12 protein-coding genes are annotated in these 14,934 nt (G+C 70.1%); 4 read left to right on the top strand and 8 right to left on the bottom strand.

Annotated features, from left to right (window positions below; all coding sequences use genetic code 11):
* Positions 1-119: 119 nt before the first annotated feature.
* Together ACFV0Q_RS05640 and ACFV0Q_RS05645 are read left to right on the top strand one after the other, a co-directional pair.
* A complete protein-coding gene (locus ACFV0Q_RS05640) occupies positions 120-1,013 on the top strand; it encodes a toll/interleukin-1 receptor domain-containing protein (RefSeq protein ID WP_385000880.1) in 894 nt (297 codons plus the stop codon).
* Between the two features lie 96 nt (positions 1,014-1,109).
* Positions 1,110-1,631, top strand: a complete 522-nt coding sequence (locus ACFV0Q_RS05645; RefSeq protein ID WP_385000883.1) for a hypothetical protein — start codon at positions 1,110-1,112, stop codon at positions 1,629-1,631.
* Positions 1,632-1,845: 214 nt separating this feature from the next.
* On the opposite strand, the gene ACFV0Q_RS05650 is transcribed toward ACFV0Q_RS05645, so the two are convergent.
* From ACFV0Q_RS05650 to ACFV0Q_RS05685, 8 genes are all read right to left on the bottom strand, one after another.
* On the bottom strand, positions 1,846-2,643 hold the full coding sequence (locus tag ACFV0Q_RS05650; RefSeq protein ID WP_385000886.1) for an enoyl-CoA hydratase/isomerase family protein: 798 nt from the start codon (positions 2,641-2,643) through the stop codon (positions 1,846-1,848).
* Positions 2,640-3,887, bottom strand: a complete 1,248-nt coding sequence (locus ACFV0Q_RS05655; RefSeq protein ID WP_385000889.1) for a cytochrome P450 — start codon at positions 3,885-3,887, stop codon at positions 2,640-2,642. Before ACFV0Q_RS05655 ends, ACFV0Q_RS05650 begins: the two co-directional genes overlap by 4 nt.
* A 104-nt stretch (positions 3,888-3,991) precedes the next feature.
* Positions 3,992-5,371, bottom strand: coding sequence for a cytochrome P450 (locus tag ACFV0Q_RS05660; protein ID WP_385000892.1), 1,380 nt, complete (start codon positions 5,369-5,371; stop codon positions 3,992-3,994).
* Positions 5,372-5,381: 10 nt separating this feature from the next.
* The gene (locus ACFV0Q_RS05665; protein ID WP_366136930.1) at positions 5,382-5,942 is read right to left on the bottom strand and encodes an ATP/GTP-binding protein; all 561 of its coding nucleotides are present in this window, start codon (positions 5,940-5,942) and stop codon (positions 5,382-5,384) included.
* Between the two features lie 3 nt (positions 5,943-5,945).
* A complete protein-coding gene (locus tag ACFV0Q_RS05670; RefSeq protein ID WP_385000896.1) occupies positions 5,946-6,338 on the bottom strand; it encodes a DUF742 domain-containing protein in 393 nt (130 codons plus the stop codon).
* A complete protein-coding gene (locus ACFV0Q_RS05675; RefSeq protein WP_385000899.1) occupies positions 6,331-7,173 on the bottom strand; it encodes a roadblock/LC7 domain-containing protein in 843 nt (280 codons plus the stop codon). Before ACFV0Q_RS05675 ends, ACFV0Q_RS05670 begins: the two co-directional genes overlap by 8 nt.
* The gene (locus tag ACFV0Q_RS05680; protein WP_385000902.1) at positions 7,170-8,357 is read right to left on the bottom strand and encodes an ATP-binding protein; all 1,188 of its coding nucleotides are present in this window, start codon (positions 8,355-8,357) and stop codon (positions 7,170-7,172) included. Before ACFV0Q_RS05680 ends, ACFV0Q_RS05675 begins: the two co-directional genes overlap by 4 nt.
* 488 nt (positions 8,358-8,845) lie before the next feature.
* On the bottom strand, positions 8,846-11,737 hold the full coding sequence (locus tag ACFV0Q_RS05685; protein WP_385000905.1) for a BTAD domain-containing putative transcriptional regulator: 2,892 nt from the start codon (positions 11,735-11,737) through the stop codon (positions 8,846-8,848).
* 118 nt (positions 11,738-11,855) lie between these two features.
* Between ACFV0Q_RS05685 and ACFV0Q_RS05690 the strand changes: the two genes are divergently transcribed.
* Both ACFV0Q_RS05690 and ACFV0Q_RS05695 read left to right on the top strand, forming a co-directional pair.
* Positions 11,856-12,155 (top strand): trypco2 family protein, encoded by a 300-nt coding sequence (locus ACFV0Q_RS05690; RefSeq protein WP_385000908.1) that lies wholly within the window; start codon positions 11,856-11,858, stop codon positions 12,153-12,155.
* Positions 12,152-14,934: trypsin-like peptidase domain-containing protein (locus ACFV0Q_RS05695; RefSeq protein WP_385000911.1), on the top strand; the 2,783-nt coding region annotated here is incomplete at its 3' end. The genes ACFV0Q_RS05690 and ACFV0Q_RS05695, both read left to right, overlap by 4 nt.

A 14,934-nucleotide genomic window follows, 5' to 3' on the forward strand; every position in this document is an offset into this window, starting at 1 on the left:
TGACGCCAGTGGACGTGTGCGGCATCGACGTCGACAATGAGCCAGGTCGTGGCCGTCAGCGGCCATCGAGGCCGCGCCGGCGCAACGCACCTCCGAACCTCGCCACAAGGACGCACAGCATGAAGATCTTCATCAGCTGGTCTGGAGAAACGGCGCTGAAGTGCGCCGAAGTGCTCGAGAGGGGACTTCGTCAACTCCACCCCGAGATGAAGCCCTTCGTCTCGTCTCTGGGCATCGTCAAGGGTCAAAGGTCGATGGACAGCATCGCGGCCGAACTTCGGGACGCCGATGTCGGAATCATGTGTCTCACGCGCGAGAACCAGCGGAAGCAGTGGATCAACTACGAGGCGGGCGCCCTGTCCAGGCGGACGGACGACGACAAGGCCTACGTCCACCCCTTCCTCATCGACATGCCACCGGAGGAGATCTCCGGCCCTCTCAAGCAGTTCCAGGCGACCGACTCCTCCATCCGGAGGGAGGTCTTCTCCATGATCCAGTCCCTCCATGACGAATGCGTCAACCCGTACGGCCCCGAGCAGTTGAGAAGGCAATTCGGGTACTTCTGGGACCGGGTGGAGAAGGATCTGCGGGACATCAAGCAGGGGATACCGGCGCCGGAGACACCCGTACGAGCGACGCCCGAGGACCTCCTCGGTGAACTGGCCGATCTCGTGCGCGACCAGAGCCGGAGGATCGGTGCGCTGGAGGAGAAGCTGAGCGCCCTCGGTGCCCCACCCGTCCCCAGGCCGACCGCTGGAGACGCTCCTGCGCAGGCATCCGCCGAGGAGGGCCGGACGACGGACCATACGGCCGACGGAATCCGCGAGATCGTCGGCCGCACCCATGTGGTGCAGGAGGACGCCCACGAGGGTGGAATCGCCGTGATCTGCGACGGCGAGGGATACCGGCGGGCCAACGAGAAGGCCGAGAAACTGCGGCGGCTCGCGAGCTGGAGCAAGATCCCCATCACGATTTCCCACGACGAGGAATCCGTGACGTTCGCTCCGCAGTAGCCGCTTCGGCACCGACCGGTCCCCGCTCCCGCTCCCCCTTCCGCCCGAGTCCGAGGAGTTCACCTGTCCACGCTGATCGCCACGATGATCACGGCCTTGACCGGCATTCTGATCGCCGTGCTCGCCTACGTCCTGAACCAGCGCGGAGAGATACGACGCTCCAAGCGCCAGGCTCACCTCGACCGCATCAACTCCCAGCTCAGGGATCTGTATGGACCCCTCTTGGTCCTCGTCGAGGCAAATGAACGGACATGGGACGCCTTCCGCGAACGGCACCTGGCATCGCGCGAGGAACGTGAACAGGCTGCCGGTCTCACCGAGGAACAGAGCCGGCTCTGGCGCCGGTGGGTCCTCACGGTGCTGGTTCCGACGGCGCGACAGATGCGCGACGTCGTCCTGGCCCACGGCGACCTGTTCATCGAGGACGAGATTCCCCAGCTGGTTCTCGACTTCTGCGCCCACGTCTCGTCCTACGAGGTCGCGATCGTCGAGTGGGAGGCCGGGGAGCCCGGCGACGTTCTGGTCCGGCATCCGGGGAAGGGGCTCGCCCGGTACATCCGCGACGCGTACCGCAGCCTCAAGACGGCCCAGGCCGAGGTCCTCAGAGCCCAGGCATAGGCGGTCCACCAGGCCGTTGACCGGTACGTACACCGAAGCCCGGCCGGAGCACCAGCCGCCGGGGCCGCGAGCCCAGCGCGAGGTGCCCGCCCCGGTCACGAGTGGCCGGGTACCTCACCGCGCGGACTGCGCCCGCCGCACGCGCCAGGCACCCGGCCGTCCCGTGCCTCGGCGGCCCGTGGCGGGCCGGACGCCCGCATCGGCCCGGGAGGGGTCAGCCCCTCGCGTGCGCGTGCTGCTGGAGCGTGGCCGCCAGGAGATGGGAGTCGAGCAGGGAGACGTCTGCCGTCCTGTCCGCCCGTGCGTAGCCGGCCAGCATGCGCTTGGTCAGGACGAGCGCTTCGGGCGAGCGTCGGACGAGGGGCCTGGTCCAGGAGTCGACCACCTTGTCCAGCTGGTCGAGTGGGGCGGTCCGGTGGAGCAGACCGATGCGGTGGGCGGTGTCGGCGTCGAAGAGGTCGCAGGTGAGCATGAGCTCGCGAATCCTGGAGGCGCCGACCTCGGAGACCAGGCGCCCCATCGCCCCGCCCCACGCCGGCGGCAGCCCTATGCCGACCTCAGGCATGCGGAAGCGGCTGGTGTCGGCACCGGCACGCAGATCGCAGAAGGAGGCGAGGGCGAGACCCGCGCCGACGACCCGCCCGTGCAGCCGGGCGATGGTGACCGCGTGGGTGTTCTCCAGGGCCTGGCACAGGCGGTGCGCCTTGTCGGCGATGCGCCGCAGGGCCACGCCGGACGGATCGGCCGCCAACGCCTCCTGGTACTCGCCCCGGTCGGCGCCCAGGCAGAAGTCCGTACCCAGTGACGACAGCGTCAGGATCCGGACGTCGGGTCTCTCGTGGAGGTCGTCGAGCAGGCTGATGAGGTCGTCGAGGACTGCCGCGTCCAACGTGTCCTCCTGCCCCCAGGGGTTGAGGCCGACGTGCAGTACGGGGCCGTCCTGCTCGGTACGTATCGCCTTGGGGGCGGTCCGGGCGTGTGCGGGGGTGGGGGCGGTGGTCGATTCGGTCATGCGATGGCCACGTCCAGGTTCAGCAGGCGCCGGAACGCCACACGGGGCGCCATCGACGGGGGGCGTACGAGGGTGAGGCGGGGAAGGCGCCGGATCAGCTGGCGGAGGAGGGTCTGGGCTTCGAGGCGGGCGAGGGGCGCGCCGAGGCAGTAGTGGATGCCGCCGCTGAACGCGAGGTGGTCGGCGCTGCGTTCGGGGTCGAACCGGTCCGGGTCCTTGTGTCTGGCCGGGTCCCGGTGCGCCGCTCCGATCACGAGGTGGACCATCTCGTCGCGGCGGATCTCGAAGCCTCCCAGTACGGAATCCTGCGAGGCGACCCTGCTGATCACGTGGGTGGGCGGGTCGTAGCGGAGCGTTTCCTCCACGAACCCGGCTACGAGGCCCGGGTTGTCGGCGATCATGTCCCAGCGTTCCGGGCTCTCGACGAGCCGGAGCGTCATCGTCGACAGGAGGGTCGCGGTGGTTTCCAGGGCGGCCAGCAGGACGAACAGCACGAGGAAGTAGACGGCCTCGTCGGCCTTGTCCTGGTCGGGCTCGATCGCGTCCCACGTCCGGATCCACCGGGTGACGGGGTCATCGCCGGGGTGGGAGCGCCGATCACGCACCAGCTCCATGAAATAGGTGCGCAGTTCGGCGGTGGCCGCGTCGGACAAGGCCAGTTGGCTGGCCGACGGCAGCAGCTCCTGGGTGAAGACCTGATCGTGCGTCAACTTCCGGAGCCTCGGCCAGTCGGCCTGCGGCAACCCGAGCCAGTCACCTATGGTGGCCACCGGCAGCTCCTCGCAGACGAGCTCCGAGAAGTCCGCCTCGCCGGTGCGTATTCGCTCCGTGAAGGCGTCGAGGAGCCGATCCGCCGACCGGTTCACCTTGCGGCCGATGCGCTCCACGGTGGATCGGTCGAACGTGCCCGCCGCCCGTCGCACCTTGGTGTGGTCCGGGGGGTTGAGCGCGGCGAGCGTGTTGCTCATCTCGCGTGAGGAGGGGGCGTTCCAGCGCGTCCCGGGCCCCTGGCGCTCCCGCCATTCCCTGTCGGGCTCCAGCCATTGACGGCTGCGCAGAACCTGGTCGCAGGCGGCGAAGCCCGTCACGGCGAAGCCGCCCCAGGGGGCGGGTACGACCTCGCCCCGCGAGAGGAGTTCGGCGTAGATCGGAAAGGGGTCGGCCTGCCCTCTGCCCGTCCGCAGACGGGAGAAGAGGGAGGCGGACGCCCGGCGGTCGTACGACGGAGTTGTGGCAACCCCCATGATGGCGGCTCCTTTCTGAGAACCAGCCGCCATGCCTACCCACATGATCGTTAGAGCATCCACTACCACTGAGTACTCAGGGGGTTACTAGAATCACACTTGACTCACTCGCCCCTGGTCCATGCCAGGAAGCGGCTGAACAGGCCGCCCTTGGGCTGCGGCGCGCCACCGGCGTTCGTACGCGAGGGTCCGGCGCCGGAGGACGAGGAGGCGGTTGTCTGCTGCTGGGGCGTCTGGCCCGCCTTCGCTCCGGCCGACCCGGCCGCCTGGGGAACGGCCCGCGGGGTGAAGCGGATCGGGAGGGTGACCAGCGACCGGCTCCACGGGCTCGGCGCCCAGGTGAGCGCCTTGAACGGGACACGGAGCTCGACGTCGAGGAGCTGGTTGAGCAGTGCCTCGACGGCCGTCACGGCGATCATGAAAGCCGGGTCCTTGGCGGGGCAGGCGTGCGGGCCCGCCCCGAACGCCAAGTGCGCCTTGGCGCTGAGCTGTTCGCGGTGTTCGGTCAGCTTCGGGTCGGTGTTGGCGGCGGCGAAGGAGATGAGCACCGGGTCGTTGGACCGGATCAGCCTGCCGCCGAGCTCGACGTCGTGAGTCGGGTAGTGGGCCGCGTAGTTGGCGATCGGCGCGTAGTTCCAGAGCGTCTGGGAGACCGCGTCCTCGACCGGGAGGCCCTCCTGCCAGTCCTCTCCGAGGTACAGGGCGCTACTGGTGCCGATGGCCGCGGCCAGCGGCGCGGTGCCACCGGAGAGCAGGGTGACCAGCTGGTGCAGCACCTCCTCGTCGCTCAGCTGGGCCGGGTGCTCCATCAGACGCGTCGTCAGGTCGGCCGTCGGGCGCCGCCGCTTGAGGGCGATCAGCTCGGTGAGCGCCCCGCCGAGCACCTCGTCGGCCCCGGGCGTTCCCTCGAAGATGCCGCTGATCCCGGCGATCACGCGGTCGCCGATGTCGGGCGGGCAGCCGAACAGGTCGCTGAAGACCAGCAGGGGCAGCGGCTGGGCGTACTCGGCCATCAGTTCCGCCTGGCCGCGGATGTCGGTACTGAACTGGCTGATCAAGTAGTTGGCGGACTGCTGGGTCTGCCTGATGAGCTGGTGCTCGTTGACCGTGGCGAGACTGTCGGTAACGGCCCGGCGCAGTCGGGCATGTGCCGCACCGTCACTGAACAGCGCGTTGGGGCGGTAACCCATCATGGGCAGTGCCGGGCTGTCGGCCGGGACGCGCCCTTCGTTGAGGGCGTTCCAGCGGCGGGAGTCGCGCACGAAGGAGGCGGGGTTCTGCAGGACGTACAGAGCGGCGTCGTAGCTCGTGACGAGCTCGGCCTGGACGTCGGGGGCGATGTCCACGGGCGCGCTGAGGCCGTACGAACGCAGCTGCGCGTAGTGGCTGTCGGGGTCGGCTCCGAACGAGGGGCCGTACATCTGGACGTTCCCGTGCGCGGGGCAGCCGGGGGGTATCTCCTGCGGGTCAAGTGGCTGTTGCATTCCTGCGCTCCTAGCCGAGTTGGGACATGAGGTGTTTCACGAGGGTGATGAGGGCCTGCGCCGAGGAGTTCTCGTCCCGTACGTCGCACTCCACGACAGGGGTCTCGGCGGTGAGGTTCAGGGCCTCGCGCACCTCGTCGAGCGGGTAGTGCGTGGTGCCCTCGAAGTGGTTCACGGCGATGGCGTACGTCAGGCCGAAGCGTTCGACGAGGTCCAGGACGGGGAAGGACTCGTGCAGCCGCTCCGGGTCGACGAGCACCAGCGCGCCCAGAGCGCCACGGGAGAGCTCCTCCCACATCTCCTTGAAGCGCTCCTGGCCGGGCGTTCCGAAGAGGTAGAGCACCAGGGTGTCGCTGAGGGTGAGCCGGCCGAAGTCCATGGCGACGGTGGTGGTCTTCTTGTCGGGTGTGCCCGACAGGTCATCGAAGCCCACGCTGGCTTCGGTGATCTCTTCCTCGGTCCGTAGGGGCTCGATCTCGGAGAGACTGCCGATGCAGGTGGTCTTGCCGACCCCGAAGTGCCCCACTATGAGGATCTTCACCGCGTGGGAGACATCTGGATCCAGGTACACGAGTTACGCTCCGAATCGATTCTTCAGGCCCTCGAGCACGGCGCTGACCAGTTCTCTGTCGACACGTTCGGCGCGCGGTATCGGTGTCCTCGCGAGGATGAGACTGTCCTCCTCCAACTGCGCCAGCAGGATGCGGACGATGCCCAGCGGCAGGTGCGTGTGCCCTGCCACCTCGGCCACGGACAGGAAGCCGTTCGCGACCAGGTCCATGACCTGCCCCGCCTCCGGGGACAGCGTGCGCGCCGCGGCCTGTCCGTTCTCCGCCGTCGCCGTCACGAGCGTCGTGTGCTCGTACTCGTGGTCCGGGGGCAGCGCTCGTCCGTTCGTGATCACGAAGAGGGGGACTAACGGAGACGTCAGTTCCAGCTCTTCATCCTGTTCGAGCCCATCAGACATGGCCTGTTCCCTTCCCCGGTGTCGCCGCCGCGGTCAGTCTGGGAACCACCTCGTGCAGACGCGTGGTGAACTGTTCTATGTCGCAGTCGTGCTCGGCGGCGGCGGCCAGGAAGGCGTCGGGGCCGGCCGCCATCAGGAAGATCCAGCCGTGCTGGAACTCGATGACCGTCTGACGCCATTCCGCTTCCTCGACGACCCCCGCGAACTGGGAGGTGACCCGGCTGTAGGCGTGGATGCCCGTCATGGCCGCGGAGATCGTATCCGCGAGGTCGCGGCTCATCCCGTTGGTCGCCCCGCGGGGAAGGCCGTCCGATCCCAGCAGCATGGCGTGGCGGGCCCCCTTGACCTCGGACATCACCCGGTCGAGCTCGCCGAGGACGAATCCCGTGTCACCGGAGCTCTGCTGCCGGGGCGCGCTCCCCCGCGGACCTCCGGCGTCCTCGGTGCCGACCCGCGGCGGCGAGGTGAGGTTGTTGCCCAGCCGGGCGACGAGGCGGTGCATGCGGAAGGAGATCTGCTGCATGTCCACGTCGGGCGCGGCCGCGGCGGCGAGGTAGGAGCCCTGCCCCGCCCCGATCAGGAAGCTCCAGCCGTGCGAGAACTCGACGATGGTCTGGTTCCACTGCCGGTCCTCCTCCGGTCCGGCGAAGTGGGCCGTCGCCCGGCTGAGCGACTGCATCCCGGCCATGGCCGCGGAGATGGTGCGCACGTCCTTCTCGGCCAGGCCTTCCGTCGCGCCGCGAGGAAGGCCGTCCGCGGACAGCAGGACGGCGTGCCGTGCACGGGGCACGTTGTGCACGATGTCCTCGAGCATCCACGACAGGTCTGCGGTCATGCCTCTTCGGGCCCTTCGAACGAGGTGGCGTCAAGGTTGCGGCCGGAGAGCGTGCCGCGCTGGAATGCCCCCAGACTGCGCCCGGAAGCGCGGCCCGTCCCGCCCGGGGCCTGTGGCGCCGACGGGGCGGTGTCGGGATCGGGGACGCTCGCGATGGGCGCCTGGCGTTCGCCGCGCTTGGGCAGACCGTGCATCGTGCGCGACGTCGTGCTCTGGGGCCGGCTCTCGGCGGCGCGCCGGATATCGCTGACCGGGGCCTCCTGGGCGGGCGGTATCTCCTCCATGGTCCACAGCTCCTCGGGCAAGAGGACGACGGCCCTGACACCGCCGTACCGGGAGACTCCGGTGACGTCGACCTTGAAGCCGTGCTGACGCGCGATCAGGCCGATGACCGGGAAGCCGAACTTCGGCTGGGTCCCGAGCTGGGACAGGCGGGGGGCGATGTCTCCGGAGAGCAGGGCGGTCGCCCGCTGCCGCTCTTCGTCGTTCATGCTGACACCGGCGTCGTCGATGACGATGCAGAGGTTGTTCTGGACGCGCTGGAACGTCACTTCGATCGGCGCGTCGTGCTGCGAGAAGCTGGCGGCGTTGTCGAGCAGCTCCGCCACGGCGAGGGCGACGGGCGCGACCGCGGACGCCTTCAGGGCGAGACTGGTCTGCTGCATGATGGCGACCCGGTGGAAGTTGCGGATCTGGCCCTGGGCACTGCGCACCACGTCGTAGACGCTGGCGGGCCTGTTGCGACGGCCGAGCGGCGCACCGCACATGACGGCGATGCCCTGAGCCTTGCGCGCCATCTGGGCGTTGGCGTGGTTGACGTCCAACAGGTCGCTGAGGACGGCGTGTCCGCCGTACTTGCGCTGGATGCCGTCCAGAAGCGTCGTCTGCTCGGCGGCGAGGCTCTGCAGCAGGCTGGCGGCACCCTTGAGGACGGCCTTGGTGTTCTCCTCCGCCGCTTCCTTGGCTTCGCGGAGCGTGGCGTCCTGCTCGTTCCAGAACCTCTGCAGCTCGGCGCGCGACGCGTGCACGTGGCTGTCCGCCGTGAGCAGCTGGTGCCTCAGTTCGGCCTCGGTGTGCTCCTTCTTCGCCCCCAGCGCTCTGTTGCGGGCGACGAGTGCCACGACCGCGGCAACGGCTATCGCCGCGACCGCAACCAAGCACCACACAAGTGCGTCTCGATTCATGGAAACCTTTCCGGGCGCATGGCATGCGGACGGCTGCAGATACACCTCGCGAGGCCCCGCAACACAGCTGATCGGCACGGTTCACCTGCGGTTACGCGGAGAGCATGCGCATATCACAAATCAGCATCCGCGTCAAAATGGATCAAGATCACAGATGCCGGGATGCTATCACCGGATCTTCGCCCCCTCGGACGCCCTCCGTTGCGCCACATCCGCCCAACCCGGCGGTCACGGCGGCGGGTTGACATGGCCTTTCAAGCCGTCATCTGCCATGGCCCACCCCTCTCGCCACCCATTCGTTAAGCAGTTCTTCACGAGAGGAGCGGAAATCCCTCACAACATCGATCTGAGGCACCGTCAACCGAACTCTGGACGAACCGCGTCGGCAGTCCGCGGCGCCCGGTTCATTGGTGCCGGGGCCGGTACCGGAGGAGGTGTATCCGTACCGGATTTCGCGGTCTTCGAGCTCCTTGGCCGCCGGTGTACGGTCAGCGCGGTCCACGGGAGTCCGGCACCTCGAGCACGGCCTGGAACTGCCCGAGCGCCTCGTGGATGCGGCCCATCGCCAGGTAGGCGCGGCCCAGCCGCGAGCGAATGTCCATCTCCAGCCAGTTGTAGGCGGGTTCGGTGATCGGGGACAGCCGCTGGTGCTGGATCAAGGCCTGGTGATGGAGGGCCACGGCCGCGCCCGGATTCCCCACGCCCACCTCCGCCGTGCCCAGCCGGGTCAGGCTGCACGCGCAGAGGAAGACGTCCCCGGCCTCCTCGACCAGGTGGATTGCCCGGCGCAGCAGGCTCTTGGCCTCGGCGTACCGGCCGAGGCGGAGGTGGATCTCGGCGGCGAAGCTGAGGACCCTGCCGAGCATGCGCGATCTGCGGCTCCCGTCGGCGCGGGCCAGGGCCTCGGCGAAGGAGGCCAGCGCCTCCTCGTTCCGTCCCTTCAGCTGGTGGGCGAGGCCTTGGATGACGAATCCGATCGCGGCGATCCAGTCGTTGTGCGGCGCCCCGGGCACGGCCAGCGCCTCGGTGACCCGGGAGATCGCCTGGTCGGCCTCGCCCACGCTCACGTCGACGGACGCCAGCCCGATCAGGGCCCGGGTCTCTTCGACCGGGTCGAGGCCGCGCCGGCTGAGGTGGAGCGCTTCGGCGAACACGGTCCGCGACTGCGCGTACCGGCGTTGGTACACGCCGGTGTAGGCGAGGCAGTTCCGCAGGGCGAGGGCCATCCGCGGGTCGGTGGCCTGGTCCACGTGCGCGAGTGCGATGTCGAGAGCGGTCTGGGACTCGTGGTACCGGCCCTGCCGCGTGAAGTAGTCGACCAGCGCTTCGGCGATCCAGCACGCGTGGTCGACCTCGCCGAGGGCCACGGCGTGTCCGACGACGTCGACGAGCTCTCCACCGGCCGCGTCCAGCCAGATCTCCGCGTCCCTCCAGTTCGCGAACGGTGCTCCGGAGGGTTGGGGGCCGGTGGGGAAACCGGTGGGGAGGCCCCAGTCACTGGCGATCCTGGCGGCGTCCAGGTAGAGGCGCAGGGCGGCCGTGCGCGTGCCGGCGGCCTCGTCGGGCAGGGCTTCCGCGAGGCGCCGCGCGTGCACGCGGACCAGGTCGTGCAACCGGTAGCGGCCCGGACGCGGCTGTTGCAGGAGGTTCGCGTCGACCAGGCTCTCCAGGATCCGCTCGGTGTCGTGGGGCGGCCGACCGAGCATGGCCGCCGGCGCCAGCACATCGAACTCGACCGTCGGTGCCTGGCCCAGGGCGCGGAATCCGAGCTGCTGGCCGGGCGCGAGCTGGTCGTACGACAGCCGGAAGGCCGCCTCGACGCTGCGGTCCCCGATGCTCAGTTCGCCGAGTCGGCGTTCGTCGCCGGCCATGCGGCCCACCAGGTACTCCACCGTCCAGGTGTGGCGGTTCTGCAGCCGGGACCCGGCGATGCGCAGCGCCAGCGGCAGCCCGTCGCACAGCCCGACCAGCCGGCGCGTCGCCTCCGGCTCGCGGCTCGCGCGCTCCTCCCCGATGATGTGCGTGATCAGCCGCACCGCACCCACGCTCCTCAGCGGCTCCAGCGTGACCCGTCGGTCGGCGTCCAGTTCGGGCAGCCGTCGGCGGCCGGCCACCAGCACCCTGCTTCCCGCTCCCGCGGGCAGCAGCGGCCGCACCTGGTCGGCGTCCAGGACGTCGTCCAGCACGAGGAGCAGGCGTAGCGGGCTGGTCGCGGCGCGCCAAGCGGCGGTGAGCTCTTCGAGGTCGCTCGGCAACTCGCCTTTGGCTGCGCCCAGGGAGCGCAGCAGGCGCTGCAGTGCCTGCTCGGGGGTCTGCCGTCGCTGGGTGCTGTGCGCGCGCAGGTCCACGAACAGGCTGCCGTCCGGGTACCGGTCGCTGAGCTCACGGGCGGCGCGCACGACGAGCGCGGTCTTGCCGACACCGGGCGCACCGTCCACCGTCACCATCGACACGGATTCGGGCGCGTAGGCCTCGGTCAGCTGCGCGAGCTCGGCCTCCCGCCCGACGAGGTGGCCGGCGTCGCCCGGCAGTTCATTGACGGTGCGTCGGGTCCCGCGCCGGGCGCGATGGGCGGCGGAGCGCGCGGCGGCCGGACCGAGCAGGTGTTCGTCATCGCGGCGCAGCACCGCTTCGTGCAGCCGGCGGAGCTCTTCCCCCGGATCGACACCGAGCTCGTCACGCAGCCGTACGCGGATGCCCTGATAGGCGTTGAGCGCTTCCGCCTGGCGGTCGCAGCCGTACAGGGCCCGCATCCGCAGCGCCAGCAGCGACTCGTCGTACCGGTCGGACGGGGACAGGACCGTGAGGTCGTCCAGGGCGTCACCGAACCGGCCGAGCAGGACCAGGCACTCGAGTCTGTCCAGCCGGAGCCCTCGCCGGCGCTCCGACAGCCGCTCCCGCTCGGCCTGCGCGAACACCCCGGGCAGGCCGGCCAGGGGCTCGCCCCGGAACAGTGCGAGCGCCGAGGACAGCTGGTCGACGGCCCTGGCCAGCTCGCCGGACGCCTTCGTGCGCCGCGCCTCGACGCCCCGCTCGGTCAGGTCCGCCACATCGAGCCGGACCCCGTCCACGGCGAAGCGGTACCAGCCCTTTCCGCTGCGGATCACCGACTCCGTATGCCGGGTGCCCTCCGCGTCGAGCGCCCGGCGCAGCGGGTTGACGTGACTGGCCAGCACTTTGTGGCCGGATGCGGGTGGCTCCGCCCCCCACACTCCGTGCATCAGCTGCTCATGGCTCACCACGGCCCCCCGGTTGAGCAGCAACGCGGCCAGCACGGCCTGCCGTTTGACGGGCCCCAGATCCAGCGGTGCTCCGCCCCGGCACGCCCGTAACGGCCCGAGCACCGAGATCCGGAGCTGCCCGGGAGGTTCGCTGTCCATCGAGAAGCCCCGCTTTCGCACATCATCGGAATTTCATCTGCTCTGCAGCGTGTCCGGTCATGGTGGCAGAGATGCGACTGAGAACGGCTGAGAAGCCAGGGAGCGCAAGGGGCACGGTGTGATCGAGTTGACGAGCGTGATCAGGGACCTACGGGAGGAGCTGGGCCGGGCGCTCGCCGCGGCGGAGGGCGAGGCGCTGCGCTTCGAGCTGGGACCGATCGAGTTGGAGCTGTCGGTCGCGCTGGAGCGGTCCGGGCAGGCGGGGGCGAAAGTGCGGTTCTGGGTGGTGGAGTCCGGTGCGGAGGCTGCGGTGAGCGCCGTCTCGACCCAGCGCATCTCACTGGCGCTGCAGCCGGCCCTGGCGGGGACGGCCGCAGCGCCGTTCATCTCCGGCCGCGCCGAAGCACACGAGCGGTGAGCACCGTTGTGGGCGGGGCGAAGGAGCCGGACGGGCTCGACCGGTGGCGGGCGGTGCAGGTCATCACCACCTGCGGCGCGGGCGCCGGAGGGCGCGGGTCGGGTTACCAGGTGGCCGGGAACGTGGTGCTCACGGCCGCGCACGTGGTGTGCGGCGCGGCGACGGTGCAGGTGCGTTTTCTCACCGAGGACGGCGGCACGCGGGAGTTGCGGGGCGAGCCGTTCTGGGTGAACTCCGCCTCGGACGTCGCGCTGATCGCCCTCGCGGACGCAGCCGTCCGCGGCCCCGGCGCGGGCAGCCCGGCCGGTGCTGCGGTTCCGCCGGTTCGGTTCGCCCGTGTCGCGAAGCCGGTGGAGTGCGAAGCGCTGGGATTCCCGAGGTTCAGACTGCGTGCCGGGACCGCGTCGCCGGACGGCGGTGCGGCCGTGTCGTACCGGGATTCCCACCATGCGCGAGGTGAGACCACCCCGTTGTCGAACCAGCGTGAGGGCAGTTTGGAGATAACCCTGAAGTCGTCCCCGGAGCACGACTCCGAGCGGGGCCGTTCGCCCTGGGAGGGCATGTCGGGTGCCCCGGTGTGGAGCGGCGGGCACGTGATCGGCGTCATCACCAAGCACTACCGCTCCGACGGGCTCGGCACGCTCGCGGCGAGCCCGGTGGACCGCTGGTACCGACAGCTGAGTCCACAGGAGATCGGCGAACTCGGCTCGTTGATCGGGTTGCCGGCGCATCCCGGCAGGCTGGAGGAGCTTCCCCGTGCAACGCCACCCCCTGGTGCGCCGGAGCTGCGGGAGGCGGCCGGGCTGCTCGCCTCCAGGGTGGCCCGGCAATGGCGGAAGGAGGAGCGGCGTCGGCATGTGCACGACCCGTTCCCGCTCCCCGTGGGCTTCCGGAACGCCGACCCGCGCCTGCTCGATCACTGGGCCAAGATCTGCGACGCACCACCCGGGGCGGATCCGGCGCCGCTCGCACTGGCCGGCCGCATCGACCGGATCGTGGAGGTGTACCGGTCCGTCCCGTCCCGCCGGCTGGTGGTGCTCGGTGCGGCCGGGGCGGGCAAGACGATCCTGACCCTGCGCTTCGTCCTCGACTGGCTGGGCACCCGTACGCCGGACGAGCCCGTGCCGGTGATCTTCAGCCTGGGGTCGTGGGACCCGACCACCGTCTCCCTGCGCGACTGGATGTGCCACCAGCTGGTACGCGACCACGGCCTCGCCGTTCCCGCCGCACACGGGGGGAGTCTGGCCGGCGCGCTGGTCGACACCGGGTGGATCCTGCCCGTCATGGACGGGTTCGACGAGATCGCCTGCGGCCTGCGCCGTGCAGCGCTCAAGGAGATCGACCGCACCACCACCCCGCTGCTCCTCACCAGCCGGCCCGGGGAGTACGCCGAGGCCGTGGAGTCCCGCCCGTTCCCGAAGGCCGCCGTCATCGAGCTGGACGACCTGTCCTTGGACGACGTCGCCCTCTACCTGCCCCTCACCAGCCGCCCGGGTACGGACGGCGGTGTGCGCAGCACCGTGTGGGAACCCGTCCTGGACGAGCTGCGCAGGCAACAGCGCAGCCCGGGTGCGGAGAACGTGGCCAGGGTGCTCGTCACCCCGCTGATGGTCGCCATGGCCCGTGCCGTCTACAGCGATTCCCCCGGGTCCGACCCCGTACGGCTCCTGGACACCGCCACGTTCGCCTCCCCGGAGGCCCTGCAGAGGCATCTCCTGGCCGCGTTCACCCCGTCCGCCTACGAGCCCTCGCCAACCGACGGGGGCAGCGGCCGTCGCCGGCGGCAGGACTGGAACCCCGACCGGGCGCAGCAGTGGCTCGGCTACCTTGCCGCGCACCTGGACCGGCTCGGCAGGGCGGGTACGGGCATCCCGGCACGTGACCTCGCCTGGTGGCAGCTGGGCACCACGATGCGTCTTTCCTCGCGCATGCTCGTGATCGGTTTTCTGGCCGCACTGGCCCTCGGGGTGACGACCGCCGTCGGAAACGTTCCCGCCGACCTGGTCGCGACATCGTTCGGACTCAGGTTCGCGCTCGTGCGGGGGCTCGTGGTCGGGCTCCTGCACGCGCTCGTGAACGGACTGTTCTTCGGGCTCGTGTACGGATTCGTGTCGCAGGGCGTGGCAGAGCCGTCGCACGTGCGCATCCAGGTCTTCGGCAGGACCGGGCGCAGGCGTACGGGGGTCCTCCCCAGGTTCCGGCTGGGGCTCGCGTGCGGGGTCCTGGCCGCGCTCGTGCTCTTGTTCCTGGACAGGGTCGTGGTCGAGTCCCTGGGGCTCGGGGACGGCCTGGACGGCGGGCTCGTGGGCGGTCTCGTGTTCGTGCCCGGGCTCGGGCTCGGGGTCGGGTCGGTGTTCGGGCTCATGGCCTGGCTGGAAGTCCCCGTCGACATCACATCCGGTGTCAGCCCCTCGGAGCTGCTCAGCCAAGACCGCAGGAACGTGGTTTTCCATTTGCTGGTGTGGGCGCTCGTGTTCGGGACGGGAGCCGGATGCGCCAACGCATTCATGGCCGGGCCCGCGTGGGGACTCCTGGTGGGACTCGCATTCGGGACCGAAGCCGCCTTCGCGGGCGGACTCGCGTACGGACTCGCCTTCACCGCCTGGGGCCAGTGGGTGGCCTTCGCGCGCATCTGGCTGCCGCTCACGGGGCAGTTGCCCTGGCGGCTGATCGCCTTCCTCGACGACGCGTGCGAGCGGGACGTACTGCGCCAGGCCGGCGCGGTCTACCAGTTCCGGCACGCTCAACTCCAAGATCACCTGACCCGGGTCTTTCTGGC

It is taken from the genome of Streptomyces sp. NPDC059564 (assembly GCF_042735575.1).
Classification (GTDB): Bacteria; Actinomycetota; Actinomycetes; order Streptomycetales; family Streptomycetaceae; genus Streptomyces.